The sequence below is a fragment of the Serinicoccus hydrothermalis genome (assembly GCF_001685415.1).
In the GTDB taxonomy this organism is placed as follows: Bacteria; Actinomycetota; Actinomycetes; order Actinomycetales; family Dermatophilaceae; genus Ornithinicoccus; species Ornithinicoccus hydrothermalis.
Genome location: NZ_CP014989.1, coordinates 2,651,963 through 2,670,874, shown reverse-complemented (window position 1 = coordinate 2,670,874; position 18,912 = coordinate 2,651,963). Strand labels below are relative to the sequence as shown.

The 18,912-nt window shown below is 67.1% G+C and carries 17 protein-coding genes and 1 pseudogene; 11 read left to right on the top strand and 7 right to left on the bottom strand.

Annotated features, from left to right (window positions below):
* Positions 1–4: 4 nt before the first annotated feature.
* The 3 genes from SGUI_RS12370 to SGUI_RS17515 form a co-directional block, all read right to left on the bottom strand.
* Complete coding sequence (locus tag SGUI_RS12370; protein WP_066640765.1) at positions 5–808, bottom strand: HAD-IIB family hydrolase; 804 nt, start codon at positions 806–808, stop codon at positions 5–7.
* Positions 805–1,974, bottom strand: coding sequence for a thiamine ABC transporter substrate-binding protein (locus SGUI_RS12365; protein WP_066640761.1), 1,170 nt, complete (start codon positions 1,972–1,974; stop codon positions 805–807). Before SGUI_RS12365 ends, SGUI_RS12370 begins: the two co-directional genes overlap by 4 nt.
* An 80-nt stretch (positions 1,975–2,054) precedes the next feature.
* Complete coding sequence (locus tag SGUI_RS17515) at positions 2,055–2,309, bottom strand: hypothetical protein (protein WP_157621839.1); 255 nt, start codon at positions 2,307–2,309, stop codon at positions 2,055–2,057.
* Between the two features lie 213 nt (positions 2,310–2,522).
* Between SGUI_RS17515 and SGUI_RS12360 the strand changes: the two genes are divergently transcribed.
* The 10 genes from SGUI_RS12360 (at position 2,523) to SGUI_RS12315 (ending at position 13,058) form a co-directional block, all read left to right on the top strand.
* On the top strand, positions 2,523–2,804 hold the full coding sequence (locus SGUI_RS12360) for a DUF4235 domain-containing protein (protein WP_066640758.1): 282 nt from the start codon (positions 2,523–2,525) through the stop codon (positions 2,802–2,804).
* Positions 2,805–2,961: 157 nt separating this feature from the next.
* A complete protein-coding gene (locus tag SGUI_RS12355; protein ID WP_237141350.1) occupies positions 2,962–4,791 on the top strand; it encodes a polysaccharide biosynthesis protein in 1,830 nt (609 codons plus the stop codon).
* Positions 4,788–5,924: a DegT/DnrJ/EryC1/StrS family aminotransferase gene (locus SGUI_RS12350; RefSeq protein WP_066640757.1), complete on the top strand. Its 1,137-nt coding sequence runs from the start codon at positions 4,788–4,790 to the stop codon at positions 5,922–5,924. The genes SGUI_RS12355 and SGUI_RS12350 overlap by 4 nt, the downstream gene beginning before the upstream one ends.
* Positions 5,921–6,865 carry a sulfotransferase gene (locus SGUI_RS12345; protein ID WP_066640755.1) on the top strand — a complete coding sequence of 315 codons (945 nt, stop codon included), beginning with the start codon at positions 5,921–5,923 and terminating at the stop codon, positions 6,863–6,865. The genes SGUI_RS12350 and SGUI_RS12345 overlap by 4 nt, the downstream gene beginning before the upstream one ends.
* Entirely contained in the window at positions 6,849–7,475 is a 627-nt protein-coding gene (locus tag SGUI_RS12340; RefSeq protein WP_083190672.1) for a sugar transferase, read from the top strand. The genes SGUI_RS12345 and SGUI_RS12340 overlap by 17 nt, the downstream gene beginning before the upstream one ends.
* Positions 7,475–8,467 (top strand): GNAT family N-acetyltransferase, encoded by a 993-nt coding sequence (locus tag SGUI_RS12335; RefSeq protein WP_066640748.1) that lies wholly within the window; start codon positions 7,475–7,477, stop codon positions 8,465–8,467. The genes SGUI_RS12340 and SGUI_RS12335 overlap by 1 nt, the downstream gene beginning before the upstream one ends.
* A gap of 3 nt (positions 8,468–8,470) precedes the next feature.
* On the top strand, positions 8,471–9,610 hold the full coding sequence (locus SGUI_RS12330; RefSeq protein ID WP_066640745.1) for a glycosyltransferase family 4 protein: 1,140 nt from the start codon (positions 8,471–8,473) through the stop codon (positions 9,608–9,610).
* Complete coding sequence (locus tag SGUI_RS12325) at positions 9,597–10,844, top strand: right-handed parallel beta-helix repeat-containing protein (RefSeq protein WP_066640742.1); 1,248 nt, start codon at positions 9,597–9,599, stop codon at positions 10,842–10,844. Before SGUI_RS12330 ends, SGUI_RS12325 begins: the two co-directional genes overlap by 14 nt.
* A 2-nt stretch (positions 10,845–10,846) precedes the next feature.
* Positions 10,847–11,755 (top strand): sulfotransferase family protein, encoded by a 909-nt coding sequence (locus SGUI_RS12320; RefSeq protein ID WP_066640739.1) that lies wholly within the window; start codon positions 10,847–10,849, stop codon positions 11,753–11,755.
* A 1-nt stretch (position 11,756) separates the two neighbouring features.
* Positions 11,757–13,058 carry a hypothetical protein gene (locus SGUI_RS12315; protein ID WP_066640736.1) on the top strand — a complete coding sequence of 434 codons (1,302 nt, stop codon included), beginning with the start codon at positions 11,757–11,759 and terminating at the stop codon, positions 13,056–13,058.
* On the opposite strand, the gene SGUI_RS12310 is transcribed toward SGUI_RS12315, so the two are convergent.
* The 4 genes and pseudogenes from SGUI_RS12310 to cysD all read right to left on the bottom strand — a co-directional run bounded on the left by SGUI_RS12310 (position 13,055) and on the right by cysD (position 17,331).
* The gene (locus SGUI_RS12310) at positions 13,055–13,912 is read right to left on the bottom strand and encodes a sulfotransferase (RefSeq protein ID WP_066640733.1); all 858 of its coding nucleotides are present in this window, start codon (positions 13,910–13,912) and stop codon (positions 13,055–13,057) included. The two genes, SGUI_RS12315 and SGUI_RS12310, sit on opposite strands and share 4 nt — an antisense overlap.
* Before the next feature lie 6 nt (positions 13,913–13,918).
* Positions 13,919–15,091 (bottom strand): lipopolysaccharide biosynthesis protein, encoded by a 1,173-nt coding sequence (locus SGUI_RS12305; RefSeq protein WP_191090904.1) that lies wholly within the window; start codon positions 15,089–15,091, stop codon positions 13,919–13,921.
* Between the two features lie 62 nt (positions 15,092–15,153).
* A complete protein-coding gene (locus tag SGUI_RS12300; protein WP_066643362.1) occupies positions 15,154–16,398 on the bottom strand; it encodes a sulfate adenylyltransferase subunit 1 in 1,245 nt (414 codons plus the stop codon).
* A 23-nt stretch (positions 16,399–16,421) separates the two neighbouring features.
* A pseudogene (gene cysD / locus SGUI_RS12295) lies at positions 16,422–17,331 on the bottom strand (sulfate adenylyltransferase subunit CysD).
* A 162-nt stretch (positions 17,332–17,493) separates the two neighbouring features.
* Here cysD and SGUI_RS12290 point away from each other — a divergent pair.
* Positions 17,494–18,912: a tyrosine-protein kinase domain-containing protein gene (locus SGUI_RS12290; protein ID WP_066640730.1), complete on the top strand. Its 1,419-nt coding sequence runs from the start codon at positions 17,494–17,496 to the stop codon at positions 18,910–18,912.

The following is an 18,912-nucleotide window of genomic DNA, read 5'->3' as shown; positions in this document are numbered from 1 at the left end:
ACGGTCAGGCGCGGCCGGGCGACGTCCCACGCAGCCGCTGCAGGAGCTCGCGCAGCACCTGCACGGTCTCGTGGTGGTCGGCGACGGGCCGGGCCTGGACCCCGAGCCGTAGCACGGGGTAGTCGTTGCCCAGCGGGTCCAGCCGGTCGCCGACGAAGAGCACCTCGCGAGGGTCGGCGCCGACCTCGCGGGCGAAGCGACCGACGCCGTAGGCCTTGTCGACCCCACGCTCGGTGAGGTCGACCGAGGTCGAGCCCCCGACGCGGACCTCGAGGTCGGGCAGCCGCTGCGCCAGGTGACGGGCGAGCAGGGTGCGGCGGGCGCCGTCGGGGTCCCAAGCCTGCTTGTCGGCGATGGCGGCCTGCTGCCCCAGCGCCGAGAAGGTCACCTGCGACCCCCTGTCCTCGATGCGTGCCCCTGTCACGCGGTCCTCGGGCTCCCACAACCCGAGCTCGCGCGCCGTCTCCTCCACGACGTGCACGGCCCGACGCCGCCGGGCGGGGTCCAGCTCACGGCTCTCGACCAGGGCCCAGTCCGCCGCCCCGGCGGCGCGACGGTAGTACCTCGTCCCACAGGTCGGCATGAGGTGCAGACCGCCCCAGCCGGTGGCCGGGGTCGGCAGCCGGGCCAGCAGCTGCTCGCGGAACTGCTCGAAGCTGCCGCCGGAGATCACGCAGACCGGCACCACCGCGGTCAGCTCGCTGAGCGCGGTGGCGGTGACCTCGGGGACGGGCGACTTGGAGGGGGCGAGGGTGTCGTCGAGGTCGAAGGCCACGGCCCGTACGGCCGGCGACCCCGAGCCGCTCACCCGGTGGCGATGTCGGCCCACTCCCGCAGCCAGGTCTCTCGCTCGGCCTCGATCTGCCCGGGGGCGACCACGATCGGGTCCTCGGCGACCTGCGCCCACTGGGCCCACAGGTCGGGCAGCGCGACCTCGTCGTCGACGGGGTAGACGTACATCGCGTCGGGGATGGCCGCCTGCACCGCCGGGCTGACCAGCCAGTCGACGACCGCCTGCGCACCCTCGGGGTTGTCCGTGCCAGCGAGGACGCCGGCATACTCCACCTGGCGGAAGCAGGTGTCGAGCAGCGCGCGCGTGGTGGGCTCGAAGCCGCCGTCGGGGATGGTGGCGGGCGGGCTCGAGGCGTAGGACAGGACGATCGGGCGGTCGCCGTCGCCACCGCCGGCGGTGAAGTCGACCGTGTAGGCGTCGGTCCAGCCGCTCGTGACCTTGGCCCCGTTGGCCATGAGGTCGCTCCAGTAGCCCTGCCACTCCCCCGGCCCGAACTCGCCGACCGTCGCCAGCAGGAAGGCCATGCCCGGGCTGGAGGTGCTCGCGCCGGGGGTGACGAAGAGGTCCTCGTACTGCTCCTCGGTCAGGTCGGTCAGCGTCTGCGGCGGCTCGATGCCCTCGTTCGCGAACCACGCGGTGTCGATGTTGACGCAGACGTCGCCGTAGTCGACGGGGGTGAGGTATGCCTCGCCCCCCTCGGTGAGGTCGTGCTCGGTCGCGGACTCGGGCAGCGCGTCGGGGCGGTATGCCTCCAGCGCCTCGGCGGCGACGACCCGGCTGGCGAAGGTGGTGTCGATGCCGAAGACGACGTCGGCGGTGGGGTTGCCGGCGGTGAGGACGACCTGGTTGGCCATCTGCCCGGCGTCGCCGGCGAGCTGGATCTCCAGGTCGTAGCCGGTGTCCGCCTCGAAGGCCGCGACGAGCTCGTCCGGTAGGGAGAACGAGTCGTGGGCGGTGAGCACCACGGTGCCGGTGTCCGCCGGCGTGGGCGCGGCGGCCGCGGTCTGGTCCGCACCGTCCTCCTCGCCGGGCGCGGACTCCGTGGCCGCGTCGGTGGCGCCGGTGGGCCCGCTCTCATCCTCGTCCCCACCGCCCCCGGTGAGGGTGCAGGAGGCGAGGGTCAAAGTGGTGGCCGTGAGGGCCAGGGTGGTGGTGATCCGTCGGGTACGGGTCGAGGTCATGGCGATGCGTCTCCTCATCGACTTCCTTCGCCGGTGCTAGCCGGTGCAGGTTCGAGGGTCTGCGGCGGGTTGCCGCACTCTCAGCGCTCGGGCGCTCCCCTGTCGTGGTCGTCGCCGACACTATCACCGTCGTCCCGGTCGCCCCCGTCCCCGCGCTCCCCACCGTTCCCCTGCTCCCCGCCGTCCCCGTGCTCCTCGTCGCGCTCCGGAGGACCGAGCACCACGTCCATCCCGCGCAGCGTTCCTCGGGTGCTGCCCACGAGGATCGCGAGCCCGGCGAGGGCCAGCAGGATCCACAGCAGCAGGACGACCCAGCCTGGCAGCTCGAACGACATAGTTCGGCGGTCTTCCTCTCGGGTGGGGGTCGCGTGCGGTTGAGGGGCGGAAAAAGTTACCCCTGGCAGCGCTGCCAGGGGATGAGAAAGCCACACCATAGCAACACCGACCGGTCGCACAAGAATTCGCCCCGCAGAATTCACCCCGCAGGGTGAGGGGCAGGAGGTCCGGCCCGCGAGGTGGGCCGCACGCGGGTATGGCAGGATCCCGGTATGGGCAATCTCGTCGCCAAGCTCCTGACCGTCGGTGCCGTCATCGCGGCCAGCTCCATCGCGCGCAAGGCCACGGACGGTACGTGGAAGTTCGTCACCGGCAACGACTCGCCGACCAACCCAGAGGATCCGGACATCGACCTCAAGGAGGCGGTGGCCTTCGCGGTGCTCTCCGGAGCGCTCGTCGGGCTGGCGCGGATGCTGGCCAACCGCGAGTCCAGCCGGGTGATATCCAGAGCGAGCCGTCGGACCTCCGAGCAGATCGCGGACGCGACGAATTGACCAATTCTTGACCATGACTTGACCTTTTCTTGGTCATTCATTCAGTTTGTGCCGCGCCCGACGGCAAACAGGTGCCGCGGCGAAACCGCAGTTGCACTGACCTCAGCTTTTAACGCATACTGCCGCGCGTCCCAGTCATTTCTCTCGGAGAGTCGCGATGCCGAACGCCCCCCGGAAGAATTTCCGTGAAGTTGCTATCCGCACGTTCTGGTTGGTGTCTGACGGGTCGTGCTGGGCTGTGGCCGTCGCCATCACGATCTGGACCCGGCTGAGATTCGACCCCGCAGTGCTGGCGGACCGCAACCTCTGGTTGGCGATGGGAGTCGCCGCAAGTCTGCATGCCGCAGTCGGTGTCGCGACCGGCCCCTACATGGTGAAGCACATGCGCGGCAGCTTCGACGAGATCACTGCACTGATGAAGACGGCCGGGATCGCCGCCCTGCTGCTCATCGCGATCTCGTGGACAACACCTGCGATCTTCCTCCCTCGCTCGACGGCACTCCTCGCGCCAGCGTTGGCCATCGTCTTCATGCTCGCGTCGCGCTTCCTCGTGCGGACCTACCGATCCCGACTGGTAAGCAAGAACCCGGACGGTGAGCGCGTCATCGTCTTCGGCGCCGGTCTGGCCGGACGCCGCCTGGTGCACAACATGCTCCATGACGACCGCTCCCAGTTCACCCCGGTGGCGCTTCTCGACGACGACCGCAGCAAGCGGCGTCTGAAGATCGAGGGCGTCCCGGTGGTCGGGGTTTTCGCCAGGCTCGCCTGGGCGATGGACAAGACCAAGGCCACCTATCTGGCGGTCGCCGTCCCCCACGCCACCCCCGAACTCCTCCGTGACGTCCAGCGCCACGCCCGCGATCTCGGGCTGAAGGTGCAGGTGCTGCCCCCCATCGAAGATTGGTTGCGTCAGACCGACCCTCAGGCCATCGACCTTCGGGACATCAATCTGGAGGATCTCCTTGGCCGCCGAGCGGTCGAGCTCGACCAGGAGGCGATCTCCGAGCACCTCACCGGCAAAGTGGTGCTCGTGACCGGAGCCGGCGGGTCGATCGGTTCGGAGCTCTGCCGACAGATCGCGAAGTTCGACCCTGGCCGACTGGTCATGCTCGACCGAGACGAATCGGCGCTGCACGCCGTGCAGCTGACCCTCACGGGCCGTGGACTACTCGAGGGAGAAGACCTGCTGCTGGCAGACATCCGCGACGCAGAGAACCTCGAGACACAGTTCGCCACCTGCAAGCCGGACGTGGTCTTCCACGCGGCTGCGCTCAAGCACCTGAGCCTGCTGGAGCGCTACCCCAAGGAGGCGTGGCAGACCAACGTGCTCGGCACCCTCAACGTGCTGCACGCCGCTGCGCAGAACGGTGTGGGGACCTTCGTCAACATCTCCACCGACAAGGCCGCCAGCCCGACCTCGGTCCTGGGCACCAGCAAGCGGATGGCGGAGCGGCTGACGGCCGAGTTCGCCCACCGCGAGCCGGGGCGCTACGTCTCCGTCCGCTTCGGCAACGTGCTCGGGTCGCGCGGCTCGGTCATCCCCGCGTTCACCGAGCAGATCCGCCAGGGCGGTCCGGTGACGGTGACGCACCAGGACGTGGAGCGCTACTTCATGCTCATCCCCGAGGCCTCCCAGCTGGTCCTCCAGGCCGGTGCGATCGGCCGCGACGGGGACGTGCTGGTCCTCGACATGGGCACCCCGGTCAAGATCGTCGACGTCGCACGCGACCTGATCCGCACCTCGGGCAAGGACATCGAGATCCGCTTCACCGGGCTGCGCCCCGGCGAGAAGCTGAGCGAGGTGCTCTTCACCGACGGCGAGGTGTTCCGCGAGACCGAGCACTCGCTGATCACGGCAGTGAACGTCCCGCGCATCGCGCCAGAACTGGTGCGCCCACGCTCCTTCAGCACGGCGGACCAGGCTGCGGCGTGGCTTGCTGCGCACGTCGAGAACTCACCCACGACCGCCCTGGAGCCTGCGGAGTGACCGATCGGATCCACCTCTCCAAGGCTGACATCACCGAGGTCGAGGAGGAGTTCGTTCTCGCTGCCCTGCGCTCGGGATGGGTGGCTCCTCTCGGACCAGACGTCGACGCGTTCGAGCGAGAGGTAGCCGAACGGGTCGGCGTACGTCACGCATTGGCGTTGGCCTCCGGCACCGCGGCTCTCCACCTCGCGCTTCTCGATCTTGGCGCACGACCCGGCACCGCCGTGGTCCTACCGAGCATGACCTTCGCCGCGTCGGCGAACGCGGTGGCCTACACAGGAGCAGAGACGGTCTTCGTCGACTGCCAGGTGGAGGACGGGAACGTGGACCCCGACCTGCTGATCGAGGCGGTCGACACGCTCAGGGCCGAGGGCACGCAGGTCGTGGCGGCCATGACGGTCGATCTCTTCGGACGCGCCTGCGACTACGACCAGATCGAGTCTGACCTCGAGGCTCGTGGAGTGCCACTCGTGGAGGACGCCGCAGAGTCGCTCGGAGCGACCTATCGCGGGCGTCCGGCGGGGTCGTTCGGCGCCGCGGCAGCCCTCTCCTTCAACGGCAACAAGATCATGACGACGTCCGGTGGAGGCATGCTGCTGAGCGACGACTCGCGGCTCATCGAGCACGCCCGCAAGCTGTCAACCCAGGCCAGGGAGCCGGTGCCGTGGTACGAGCACACAGAAGTGGGCTACAACTACCGGATGTCCAACATCCTGGCCGCTCTCGGCCGTGGTCAACTCACCAGGCTCGACCGCATGATCCAGCGCAGGCACAGCATCCGCCGGCGCTACGTCGAGGCGTTGGCCGACCTTCCCCTCCGCTTCCTCGGCGTCCGCCCGGAGCGTGGCGACGAGTCCGACAACTGCTGGCTGACCACCGCAGTCATCGAGAGTGATCGAATCGACGTCAACGACGTTCTCGCAGACTTGGAGGGGCGAGGAATCGAAGCACGTCATCTGTGGAAGCCGATGCATCTGCAGCCGGTCTACACCTCTGGCCGCTTCTTCGGCTCGACTCACGGCGAGAGTCTGTTCCGGCGTGGGCTGACCCTGCCCAGCGGTTCTGCTCTGACGGACGACGACATCGACACGGTCATCGCGGCTCTACGCGATGCGCTGATCTCGCTGCGATGAGGTACGCGGAGAAGGATGCGGGGTTCGAAGCCTTTCTCGATCGGCTGAACATCACGATCGCGGCCGAGTTCCCTGCCGACGAGGTCATCGGGCCGACCTTCCCCTCGGGGCATGTCGTCGGGCTTCCTCGATCTGGCACGACCTTTCTCTTCCAGGCACTCGCGGCGTCCGGTCAGGTCGGCTACCCCAGCAATCTGATGGCTCTCTTCTGGCGCAGCCCATGGGTAGGAGCCCGGCTCCAGAGGCAACTGTCTGTGACAGCCAGCACGACGTCACTGAACTCCGTGGCCGGCCGCACTCCTGACCCCTTGGATCCCCACGAGTTCGGATACTTCTGGCGAGACGCGCTTGGCCACGACACCAACGCCTTGGAGCCTTCTGGATCAGCAAGGCCACCAGCAGACCTGCGGAGGGCGTTGGACGCGATCTCGTCCATCTTCCAGGCTCCGACGGTCTACAAGAACTTCTTGGTGCCCGCCCATCTCGACTACCTCTCCGAGGTCGGTGCTCAGCGGTACCTCCTCGTCGAGCGCTCGCTCGAGCAGATTGCCGCGAGCCTGGTGCGAACGCGCAGATCTCTTGACATCTCTGAGTCATCGTGGTTCGGCATCGCGCCCCCTGGCCCGTGGCCTGCTTTCTCCAGCGACCTCGAGAGGGTGGCTTTCCAGGTCGCCAACGTCCAGCGGGCCATCGAGAGCAGCGGTATCCGAGACCGGGCCGAGACCCTGGTGGTCACCTACGAGCAGCTCTGTCGCGATCCTGCCCGAGAGCTCTCTCGAGTCCTGGACCACCTTGACGTGGCGCCAGATGAGCAGAGGGCATGGCCGCAGCCTCGCCAGCCGCAGGACTCACTACACTCGCTACCGGCCATGGACCGACGTGCCCTCCTGACTCACCTCGACCACTACCTGGGACAGACGACTCGTGACTCTCCGAACTGACAGCAACAGGTCTCTGCGGATCCTGGACCTGGCCGTCGTGGGGCTCACCTCTCCCGGTTGGGGACCGCTCCTCGCAGGCTGTGCCCTGCTGTGCCGAGTCGCGCAGGGCGCACCGGTGATCTTCACGCAGGAGCGAGCAGGTCTGCACGCCGAGCCGTTCACCGCGTACAAGTTCCGCACGATGATCAACGATGCCGACTCCTACCTGGATGACAGCGGTGCGCCGACCCGCCAGCGCGTGACTCCGACGGGCGCGCTGCTGAGGCGCACGGGGCTGGACGAGCTTCCGCAGATCGCCAACGTGATCCGAGGCGATATGAGCCTGGTGGGCCCCCGGCCGGTGCTGCCCAGCTGGGTGGACCGGTTCCCGGAAGGCGCGAGCCACCCACGATTCCGGACCCGGCCAGGCCTCACCGGCCTGGCGCAGATCGCCGGCCGCAACACCGTCCTCTGGTCGGAGCGTCTGACCCTGGACACCCGCTGGTCCGACACGGCGTCGGTTCGCCTCTACCTCAGCACCCTCCTTCGCACACCACTCGCCCTGCTGCGACCCACGGTGTCGGCCGACCGCAACGCTCATGCCGTCGACGACCTCCAGCAGCCGGCGTGATGCCTGTGATCTCCTTTTATCAGCACGACCCAGGGATTGCCGTCGCCGATGTCTACTCGCACTCGGCCTACGGGCACAGCGCGGAACTGATCGACGGTGGCAGGTGGGAGTGCGCCTCCGATCAGAGCACCGGAATCGTCTACCCCTACATCCGCCGTGAAGCTGGTGGTCCGCGGATGTACGACACGGTGACCCCCTACGGGTACGGCGGCATCTCTGTGCCCGACGGCACGTCACCTGAGTCGGTCACGGCCTTCCGAGACGCCTACATCGCCGCGGCCAGGGCGCGAGGACTCGTGGCTGAGGTCTTCCGGCTCTCCCCGCTCGATCCGCAGGGCGCCCTCGTGGAGACCACGTCGCATCTCCGCGATCACCCGACCTTCTTGTCCCACATCCATGACGTAGACACCGAGTTCGCGGCCGTCTCGGGCGCTCACCGCACCGCCTGCCGCAAGGCAGACAGGTCCGGCGTCAGCGTCGCCGAGACCGATCCTGCGGGCCTGGTGACGGCCGATCACCCGTTCCGAGAGATCTACGACCAGACCATGGCCCGAGTCGGGGCTCGCGGCTCGCTACGCCTCCCGGACGAGTACTACCGTCGGCTTCTGCAGCTGCCTGACCGAGCCGTCAGACTCGTCCTGGCCTCGATCGATGGGGACGTGGTTGCGGGGGCCATCTTCCTGGCCTGGGGAAGCCGCCTCCACTACCACCTCTCCGGAGCGACCGTGCAGGGCCGAAGTGTTCAGGCGACCAATGCGATCATCGAGTTCGCCAAGCGTGAGATGTTGCCGACCCCCTTCACCCTGCACCTGGGTGGCGGACTCGGAGGTGACGACGCCCTGGCCAGGTTCAAGAGCCGCTGCACCAGCTCGAACGCGGTGATGCAGCTCCGCACTGCCGTCATCGACTCCTCGGCGTTTGCGAGCTTGTCGTCCGAGGTGCCGTCGACGGACTACTTCCCCCCGTGGCACGCCCCCACCGGGGAGGGCTGAGTCATGACGACGATTCTCTTCGGCGTCACATCGCCCCACACGGCTTTGGCTTTCCTCGACGGACACATCAAAGAGCTCGCCGACGCCGGAGCGATGGTTCACCTTGTCTGCGGTGAGGCTGACGGCATCCCTCTCGACGACTTCTCTGCCAGGAACTCTGCGACGGTGCACGCGTTGCCGATCAGTCGAGACGTGCGGGCAACCCAGGATGTCCGGGCGCTCCTCCATCTTGACCGCATCGTGCGTCGGATCCGTCCCGACATCGTGAGTGCGGGAACTCCCAAGATGTCGCTCCTGCTCCTCGTCACGGCATGGCTGCGCCGCGTTCCCCGGCGTGTGTATGTCTGTCACGGGCTGCGGCATGAAGGCATGGAGGGTCAGCGCCGAGCAATCCAGGAGCTCATCGAGCGCTCCATGTGCCTGCTGGCAACGGAGACCGCGGCTGTCAGCGAGTCGGTGCGTGAGGGCCTGATCGATGTGGGGGTGCGTCCTTCTTCCGTCCGCGTGATCGGACATGGCTCCGCCGACGGAGTCGACCCACACTTCTTCGAACCAGTCCCGGGTGACGTCAGCACGGCCTTCCGCGAGACACACCGGATCGAGGGTGGGAGGCCCACCGCGGCATTCGTCGGCCGACTCACCCGGGACAAGGGAGTCGACGCCCTGGTCGCGGCGGCGTCGAGGCTCACCGACGTGACCTTCGTTGTGGCGGGTCGACCTGAACCAGCCGGTCAGGCGGACGAAGTAGCCATCGCGCAACTCGAGGCGCTCCCAAACGTCCGGATGCTCGGAAGGATCGATGACGTGCGCCCGCTGTATGCCGTCAGCGACATGCTCATCCTGCCCACCCGCAGAGAAGGCCTGGCCACGGTCATCATCGAGGCGGCCGCAGCCGGCGTGCCGACGATCGCGATGGATGCGACCGGAACCCGCGACGTGGTCGAGAACGACGTCACCGGGTTGTTGGTGACACAGGGCGACGTCGATGAGTTCGTCGCGGCGATCGGCACGTTGAGCGGTGATTCGGCACGCCGTCACAGACTCGGGCGCTCCGCACAGCGCGACGTCCTCCGCAGATTCTCTCAGCCCATGGTGCGCGACCTCTGGCGAGAGTTCTACCTTCAGACCCATGACGACACCTGACGAGCGCGCGATCCCCTCAGGGCGGGCCGACACCTCCCTGTCGCGCAGAGCGCTCGTCACCGCGGGTGCGGCGGCCCTCACCCTCAGCGCCTGCACCCGTGCCGGTCGCGGACAGTCCACCAACGTGCGCGATGTCGGCGCCGTAGGGGACGGGCTCACGGACGACACGGCCGCATTCATCGCAGGGCTGGAGCGCGCGGCGGGCAGCACGCTCACCGTGCCAGAGGGGACCTACGTCCTTTCTGAGACCAACGCGTTCGCTTCCCTAGTCCCCACAGCGGGTACCACCATGAGTGGGCCCGGCACGCTGCGCTTCGCCCGACGCACCCGCAAGTCCGTGCGGCTGATCCGGATCGAGAACCCTGACATCAGTCTCCAAGGACTCTCCCTGGACCTCCGCCGCGCACCCAGGGGGACCTCATTCGGCGTCAGCGTCGTCCGCGGAGCACACTCAATCCTGTTGAACGAGCTGACACTCACGAACAACCCCCACCGGGGAGGCGTTCAGATCCTGGGTGGCAGCGATCTCGAGCTGCGCCGCTGCTCCATCACAGGAATGAAGCAGAACGGCGTGACTCTGTACGGGCGTGGGACGGGCGATGGGCCTCGAGGGATCACGATCATGGACTGCCACATCTCCTCGGACGTCCAGCCCATCGACTCCGAACCCGTCGAGGGTGCGACCGTTCAAGATCTGCGGGTCGAAGGTTGCCGCCTGGTAGCACGCGACAACTACGCAGTGGCGCTCGCCTGGGTGCACCGTGCCCTGGTGGCGAACAACAGCCTTGTCGGCGCCGTGCACGTCGTCAACTCCCGCGACATCACGCTCCGGGAGAACCGCATCGATGCGACGGCGGCCATCAGCCGTGACGCAGTCACGGCCGTCCGACAGTCAGACCGCTGCCAGATCTCGGGCAACACCATCCTGGCCGCTCGGGGGCGCTACGCGATATCGCTCAGGGCGAGAGCAGGCGCCGCGCCCAACGGGTGGGTGATCGATGGCAACACCATGCGCGTCTCCGATGGCGTACCGGCGGGCCTGATCGACGGTGGGCAAGGAATCAGCGTCAACAACAACATCCTGCAGACTGAGAGTCCCACTGCAGGCTCCGCCTTTCGACTGCGAGGCATGCGCTCGAACGACGTCGTCTTCCAGGGAAACCAGGTCGACGGCTTCGACGGAATCCGCACCACGAAGCCGGCACCGCGGACACGGACAGAAGAGGTTCAGTGACCATGGCCCGCAACGCGATGCAGGTTCGGCTGATGCGACTCAAGGAGTCGGCTCGGCGAGCCTACGGAGAAGTGATTCGAGGCAGAACGCGGGTGCGTGTCATCCACGCCTCGGTGGCTGTCAGCAACACTCCGGCACGGTTCGTGCTCTCGCCCTACCGATCCGGGACCACACTCCTGCGCTACTGTCTCGATTCGCATCCCGACCTGGCAGTCCCGCCGGAGACTGACTTCATGGCTCCCATCGCGCAGGTGATGGCAGATGACGCCAGCATGGCCGGATATCGCGACCTGGGCTACGAGGAAGTCGATGTCCGCCGCTTGCTGTCACAGGCCGCCCGCAACCCGCTGGACACCTATGCCGAGGGAAGGGGAGCCGCGTCCGGTTGGGCCGACAAGTCACCGCGGTACGCGGAGATGCCCGACGGCATCAGGACGCTGTTCCCGGATGCGGCATTCCTTGTCATGCAGCGGCACCCCCTCGACCAGATCCACTCCTTCACGAAGGGGGGCACCGTCCGTCATCCTGCGCTGGGTTCGCAGGGCACGGGTGAGGAACTGGTGCTCAGCGCGGCCAGGTACTGGGCAACTCTCGCCCGCGGCCTGCGCTCTTTCGCAGTGGATCACCCCCGACAGACACTCAGCATCCGGTATGAAGATCTCTGTGCGCATCCCGACGACACCCTGCACGCGGTGACGGACCACTTCGGGCTGACCTGGAGCCCCGACGTCTTGGACTACCACGACCACGACCACGACCTCGGCCGGGAAGCCGGCCGCGTCGCGGGCACCCGAGGATTCAGCCTCTCCACCGGAGGGTGGAGGTCCTGGCCTGACTCCTGGTCGTCAGCGGCATGGTCTGTGGTTGCCGACGAGGCGGAGCCTCTGGGTTACCGAGCTGAGGGGGTCTGACGTGACCAGATCCGCAACTCGGAACGACCTCGCGCAGTCCCTGGCCCTGCTCAGCCTGTTCTTCCTGCCTCTGCTGCCACGACCCACGAGTGGTGGAGTCGAGGCACTTGCCGCTCCCCTGTTCGTCGCCGGCCTCGCCTACCTCACGATCATCTACTCCCTCGTCACCGGCGCTCACCGCTGGCTCACGACCTCCCACATGCTGGTGCTCGGTCTCTCGGTGCTCGCAACCACCCTGTACTCGGTGCGAGTTGTCGCGCTGCACGAGGGGGCCGAAATCACCTTCGCCGCGTCACGCTGGGCGCTCATCCTCGCAGCCCTGAGCGTCTCTCTGCTCATGGCAACCCCGCGGGCCTTTCGTCGCGGCCTGGCTACGTACCTCATCGGATTCCTCGTCCTCGCAACTCTCGCTGCCTTCATCGGCGTCACGGGATTCGCTCTCTTCGAACGACCTCTGCCAGCGCGAACCTTCGGCATTCCCATGCCGTTCTTCAAGACGGCCGGCGTTCCGCGGAGCTACGGTGAGCAAGGAATCATCCTCTCGATCGCCTTGGCCTTCGTGCTGGTGTACTGGAAGCAGATGTCCACCCCTCGCCGATGGTTGCTGCTGGGTGGCTGTGCGGTGATTCTCGGTATGGGGCAGTCGCGGAACATGATGCTGGCGGCGGCGGTCCTCGTCGCGACATGGTTCCTGGCGGTACGTACCCGGTCATGGGTCCTCACCCGGTTCGCCCTGCTAGGAGCCAGCCTTGCCACCTTCCTGGTCAGTCAGGCTCTCCCGACACTGACCGAGCTCGGGTTCGTCAGGGCACTCGTCGGTGAGGGCATCTTCGAACGCAACGTCACCGTGAGGGGCACGTTGGCCTACGGCGCGGTGCGACTTCTGACGGAGAACCCTTGGGCTGCCGCGTTCGGTTGGCCGCACTCGGCCTGGGCAGAGATCAATGGCCTGGACACGGAAGCCGGGGTCCACAACCACTTCTTGTCCAATCTGGTCTTTCTCGGCGTCATCGGTGGCACGTTGACCATCGCCGCCTTCTACTGGATCCCGCTCGCCCGGATCCTGCGGACGGTCGAGACGGCAGAGCTGACCTCCGAGCAGCATGACCGGCGAGCCTTCGTTCTGGTGGCGGCGGCGGGAGTCCTGACGAGCCTCAACTTCTACGAGGGCTTCTTCTCAATCACGCTGGCTCTATTCATCGGCGTCTCGTGGTGGCTCATGAGCGAGACCGACCTTCGCCAAGACGGGGCGGATCCCGATAGTCCCCGGATGACCCGAGCGAGGTCCCGGGCGGCGTCCTAGGTCCGTCGACGGAGAGCCGAGAGAAGGCCACCGAGGATGCGCCAAGGCCTCGAGATCTCACTGGCCCACTCGTCGTCGAGCCTGATGGCCCCGTCCCAGTCGGAACGCGCCAGTCGGTTTCCGGCAACGGCGTGAGCCGTCTGCTCCCGAGTCCGTCGCGCTCCCCGGTCGGGCACGAGCCGCGCAAGATGGTCCGTATGTCCATCCGGATCCCCCACGAACTCCTCGTACCGCCACACCACCGACCGATGCAGGGTGCGCTGTCGGTCGGCCAGTGCGTTGGCACGCCACCACCCCACGATGGCCTTGACCACACCGATGGTCTTGTTCTCGCCCGCGGTGCCGCGCTCCAGAGCCAGGTTGTTCCCACGCCGGCGGGAGAACACCACCGCTCTGGGATCGCGGATCAGATGGACGACGAGGGTGATCTCGACGTGGTCGCACTCGGCCAGCAGCCGCACGCGGTCTCTCCCTCCAGCAGACTTTGAGGAGTCCACGACGGTGGTGAAACCGCGCTCAGACAAGTCAGCAAAGAAGGCGCTCCACGCCACGCGCCACGCGGAGCTCGCACCTTCGTCCCGATCGATCTCCGCGGTCCTGGTGATTCGGGCCAGCTCCGTCAACGAGAGTTGGCTCGCACGACGAGCTGCGCTGATCGCCTCGCCCCAGACGGGACAAACCGCGACTGGTTGAGCACACGCACACTCCCTCTCCTCCGCCGCCCAGGCGAAGACGTTGGTGAGCTCTCCTCCACTGACGACCCCGAGGCTGCGGGCGATGACGTGATCGACGACAGTCGAACCGCTCCGCCCATACCCCGTGACATAGATCAGCCGGACGGGTTCCGTGGACATCACGCATCAACCTCCCACGCGGCTGGGGTCTTGACCTGATCGAAGACGTCGAAGCGCGATACCCACGAGCAGGAGCGTCTTGATCGACTCCCCGCCGGCCCAACCCCAGGCTGCACCTACTACTCCCCACTCGGGGACGAGGAAGGAGACGAGGACGACCGTCGAGACCAGAGAGATCGCGACAGCGCAGAGATAGAGTCCCCGCTCCCCCATACCCACAGTTGCCATGGCGAGGCTGGTCGAGGCGAACAGAGGAATGCCTGCCGCGAAGATGGCTCCGATGAGCGCTCGCGACGGTTCGAACGCCTCCCCGAAGCCGAGGACCATCACCGCCGGGCCGACCACCAGCATGACGCCGGCCGTGACGACGCCGAGGAGGGCCGCATGTCCGGCGCTCACCAGGCCCTGCCGCGCGACAGCACCGAAGTCGTGGTTCGCTGCTGCGGCTCGGAGTTCAGGCGCCCGAGCCTGTCCGAGCGACTGCGCCACGATCGTCCCCAACCTGACGAGATAAGCCGTGGCCGCGAAGACACCCAACTCCTGCACCCCGACCCCGCGATCGATGAGCACGCGGACCGCGGTCTGATTGAGGGAGAGCAGCACCGCCACCGCTCCCAGGGGCAAGAGGTGGCTCAACAAAGACCACGTCGAGTCAGACACCTCGTCGAGGCTCGGTCCTGGACCCGAGCCCTCCAGGACTGGCACGAGCAGCATGGCAACGACTGCTGCGCCAGTTGTCGCTCCGGCCACGGTCTCCGTGAGCGCGAGCCCTCCGGAAAGGCCGACCACCAGACCGATCGCTCTGATGACGTTGGCTCTCGCCACGCGGGCCATGTCGCCCGCGCCCTGCCAGTAGCCATGGATCATGTGCACGTAGGACTCGGCGAAGCGGGCTACCGCCAAGGGGAGGGCCACCTTCCACAGCCCGTCGGTCGGATAGAGCACTGTCACGATGACGCTCAAGACGAGGGCAAGCGTCGCCCCCACGAGCATCGCGCCCCGGTAGCTGCGCCATCGCTGCTTCCCGAGGGGGTCTGTGGCGACCTTCTCCTGCAGGCGGAGATGCCCGAAGAGAAAGATGGGTGACACGATGGCCAGGGCAAGTGTGTAGACGCCCACGGCCTCCACGCCGAGAGCCCGACCCAGGATGATGAGGGCGGCTCCTTGGGCAGCCGTCATCGCCAACTTTCCTGCGACGAGGACGGCCGTCCTCGAGCGCAGGAGGCGACCGAGCCGCCGCATCAGCCGCGAACCATCCCCGCTCCGACGGTCACCCCGCTGGCAGGGTCGATGAGGATGAACGACCCGGTGATGCGGTTCTGCTCGTAGAGGTCGACCATGAGCGGCTGCTGCACCCGCATGCGCACGCGGCCCAGCTCGTTGAGGCCGATCTCCTCGGCCTCCTGGTCGCGGTGCAGGGTGTTGACGTCGAGGCGGTAGTCGATCTCCTTGACCAGCGCCTTCACCGTGCGCGTCGTGTGCTTGACGAGCAGCTTGGCCCGCGGCTTGAGCGCGCCCGGCGACATCCAGCAGATCATCGCGTCAAGGTCCTGGGTCTGCTCCGGCTGGTTGTTGACCCGGGCGATCATGTCGCCGCGACTGACGTCCACGTCGTCGGCGAGCCGCACGGTCACCGACATCGGGGGGTATGCCTCGTCCAGCTGCTTGTCGAAGGCGTCGATCGCCTCGATGGTGCTCGTCATCCCGCTCGGCAGGACGATGACCTCGTCACCAGGCTTCATGACGCCGCCGGCGACCTGACCGGCATACCCGCGGTAGTCGTGGAACTCGTCCGACTTCGGGCGCACGACATACTGCACCGGGAACCGGACGTCACGCATCTCACGGTCGGAGCCGATGTAGACGTGCTCGAGGTGGTGCAGCAGGCTGCTGCCCTCATACCAGTCCATGTTCTCGCTGCGCGAGACGACGTTGTCACCCCGCAGCGCCGAGATCGGGATCACGGTGAGATCGGGCACGTCAAGCTTGCGCGCGAAGGCCGTGAACTCGGCCTCGATCTCCCGGAACCGCTCCTCGGAGAAGCCCACCAGGTCCATCTTGTTGACCGCGAGCACCAGGTGCGGCACCCGCAACATCGACAAGATGACCGCGTGCCGACGCGACTGCTCGGTCATGCCCTGGCGGGCGTCGACGAGCACCAGACCGAGGTCGGCGGTCGAGGCACCGGTGACCATGTTGCGCGTGTACTGCACGTGGCCCGGGGTGTCGGCGATGATGAACTTGCGCCGCGGCGTCGCGAAGTAACGGTAGGCCACATCGATGGTGATGCCCTGCTCCCGCTCGCTGCGCAGCCCGTCGGTCAGCAGCGCCAGATCGGTGTAGTCGAAGCCCTTGTCCTTCGAAGTCTTCTCCACCGACTCCAGCTGGTCCTCGAAGATCGCCTTGCTGTCCAGCAGCAACCGCCCGATGAGCGTCGACTTGCCATCGTCCACCGAGCCCGCGGTCGCAAAGCGCAGCAGGTCCATCCCGGTCTCGGTGCCCGTGCTCATCAGAAGTAGCCCTCCTTCTTGCGGTCCTCCATGGCAGCCTCGGAGAACTTGTCGTCACCACGAGTGGCGCCGCGCTCCGTGATACGGGAAGCCGCGACCTCCTCGATGATCTTGTCCAGATCGTCGGCATCCGACTCCAGGCACCCGGTGAGCGTCAGGTCGCCCACGGTGCGGAACCGGACGGTGCGCTCGGTGACCGTCTCCCCGTCACGCAGCGGGTTGAACTCGCTCTCGGTGAAAAGCATGCCGCCCCGCTCGAAGACACGCCGCTGGTGCGCGTAATAGATCGAGGGGATATCGATCGCCTCACGGCGGATGTAGTCCCAAACATCCAGCTCGGTCCAGTTCGACAGCGGGAAGACGCGCATGTGCTCGCCCTCGTGGATCCGCCCGTTGTAAAGGCTCCACAACTCGGGGCGCTGGTTCTTCGGGTCCCACTGGCCGAACTCGTCGCGGTGGGAGTAAACGCGCTCCTTCGCGCGGGCCTTCTCCTCGTCCCGGCGGCCACCACCGAAGGCGGCGGTGTAGCCCTCCTCCTCGATGGCGTTGAGCAGCGTGCCGATCTGCAACCGGTTGCGGGGCGTCCTGCCGTCGTCGACGACAATGCCGTCCTTGATCGCCTGCTCGACCGAGGCGACGTGCAGCCGCACCCCCAGCCGTCGACCCAACGGTCGCGCGTGGCCAAGACCTCGGGGAAGTCGTAGCCGGTGTCGACCTGCAGCACCGGGAAAGGCACCTTGGCGGGGTAGAACGCCTTCTCCGCCAGCCGCAGCATGACGATCGAGTCCTTGCCGCCGGAGAACATCAGCACCGGCTTCTCGAACTCGCCGCGACCTCACGGAAGACATGGATCGACTCAGCCTCCAGCTCATCGAGCTGGGAAAGCCGGTAGCTGCCGTCGACTGTCACACCTGCGCCTTTCCCCTACGAATGCTGCGGGCTGCACGATATCGGACGTCGCTCCAGAAGCTGACATCTGTGGCGTGTGGGTGGAATCAGGAGGGGGGAGTCCCTATTGTGAGCCGGTGGGTTCGCCGTCCTAACCCGTCCCTTCTCAGCACCGGAGCATGCGTGGAACTCACTGACTATCTGCACCTCGTCAGGCGTCAGTGGCGCCTCATCGTCGGAGTGTCCCTTGCCGTGCTACTCGTCACCGCGGCGATCACCGCGCTGACGACTCCGCAATACCGCGCGCAGGCGCAGGTCTTCGTCTCGACGTCGGGTGGAGACACCGCCACAGACCTGGCACAGGGCTCCAACTTCGCGCAGCGCCAGGTGGCGACGTATGCCGACATCGTCACGACGCCGATCGTCCTCGACACGGTGGCCGAGGAGTTCGGCCTGGACGGCTCCGCAGCACTATCCGCGCGAACGACGGCGCAGGTTCCCGCTGGAACCGTCCTCATCAACCTGAGCGTGACCGATGAGGATCCTCAGACCGCGGCTGAGCTGACCAACGCCGTCGCCCAGCAGTTCTCCCAGACGGTGCAGGACCTCGAACGCGTCGAAGCCTCTGGCGACAGCCCGGTGAAGGCGACGGTGGTGCAGCCTGCCGCTGTCCCAGGCGCTGCAGCCACGCCTGATGTCCCGCGCAACCTGCTTCTCGGAGCTGTCCTCGGTCTCCTCCTGGGCTTAGGTGCGGGTGTCCTCCGCGATGTTCTCGACGCACGAGTCACGGGCGAGACGGACGTGCAGCGCGTCACCGAGGAGCCCATCGTGGGGGCCATCGCCTACGACAAGGAGGCCCTTGAGCACCCCCTCGTCGTGGAGATCGACCCCCACAGCCCGCGCGCCGAGGCCTTCCGCACGCTGCGCACGAACCTGCGCTACATCGACGCCGACAACCAGCCCAAGACGATGGTCTTCACCTCCACCATCCCCGGCGAAGGCAAGTCGACCACGACCGCCAACCTGGCGCTGACGCTCGCCCAGTCGGGCTCCAGCGTCTGCCTGGTGGAGGGTGACCTGCGCCGCCCGCGACTGCTCGACTACCTGGGACTCGAGAATGCCGCAGGCATGACTGACGTGCTCGTCGGTCGGGCAGACCTGGACGACGTGCTCCAGCCTTGGGGGGACAGCTTGTGGGTCCTGGGCTGCGGGCCTATCCCGCCGAACCCAAGCGAGTTGCTGGGCTCGGCCGCGATGACCCGTCTCATCGAGACCCTCGAAGGTCGGTTCGACTACGTCATCATCGACAGCCCGCCGCTGCTGGCCGTGACCGATGCGGCCATCCTGTCCACCCAGGCCGACGGGGTCATCGTCGTCGTCGGCACCAAGCTTGTCCGTCGTGACCAGCTCGACCGGGCGCTGGGCAGCCTGCGGAAGGTCGACGCCAACGTGTTGGGCCTCGTGCTCAACCGTCTGCCCACCAAGGGACCGGACGCCTACTCCTACGCCTACGAGAGCTACCAGGCGGACGCAGCGCTCGAGGCCCAGGGCAAGCGTGCAAAGTCGCGCCGGGCCCGACGCAAGAGCAAGCAGAGCAGCTGA

Bases quoted from the DNA above. Each gene is read 5' to 3' on its own strand.
- SGUI_RS12360 (WP_066640758.1), top strand. From the start codon at position 2,523: ATGGGCAATCTCGTCGCCAAGCTCCTGACCGTCGGTGCCGTCATCGCG.
- SGUI_RS12305 (WP_191090904.1), bottom strand. From the start codon at position 15,091: ATGACGGCTGCCCAAGGAGCCGCCCTCATCATCCTGGGTCGGGCTCTC.
- SGUI_RS12325 (WP_066640742.1), top strand. From the start codon at position 9,597: ATGACGACACCTGACGAGCGCGCGATCCCCTCAGGGCGGGCCGACACC.
- SGUI_RS12365 (WP_066640761.1), bottom strand. From the start codon at position 1,974: ATGACCTCGACCCGTACCCGACGGATCACCACCACCCTGGCCCTCACG.
- SGUI_RS12335 (WP_066640748.1), top strand. From the start codon at position 7,475: ATGCCTGTGATCTCCTTTTATCAGCACGACCCAGGGATTGCCGTCGCC.
- SGUI_RS12320 (WP_066640739.1), top strand. From the start codon at position 10,847: ATGGCCCGCAACGCGATGCAGGTTCGGCTGATGCGACTCAAGGAGTCG.
- SGUI_RS17515 (WP_157621839.1), bottom strand. From the start codon at position 2,309: ATGTCGTTCGAGCTGCCAGGCTGGGTCGTCCTGCTGCTGTGGATCCTG.
- SGUI_RS12345 (WP_066640755.1), top strand. From the start codon at position 5,921: ATGAGGTACGCGGAGAAGGATGCGGGGTTCGAAGCCTTTCTCGATCGG.
- SGUI_RS12300 (WP_066643362.1), bottom strand. From the start codon at position 16,398: ATGGACCTGCTGCGCTTTGCGACCGCGGGCTCGGTGGACGATGGCAAG.
- SGUI_RS12355 (WP_237141350.1), top strand. From the start codon at position 2,962: ATGCCGAACGCCCCCCGGAAGAATTTCCGTGAAGTTGCTATCCGCACG.
- SGUI_RS12330 (WP_066640745.1), top strand. From the start codon at position 8,471: ATGACGACGATTCTCTTCGGCGTCACATCGCCCCACACGGCTTTGGCT.
- SGUI_RS12310 (WP_066640733.1), bottom strand. From the start codon at position 13,912: ATGTCCACGGAACCCGTCCGGCTGATCTATGTCACGGGGTATGGGCGG.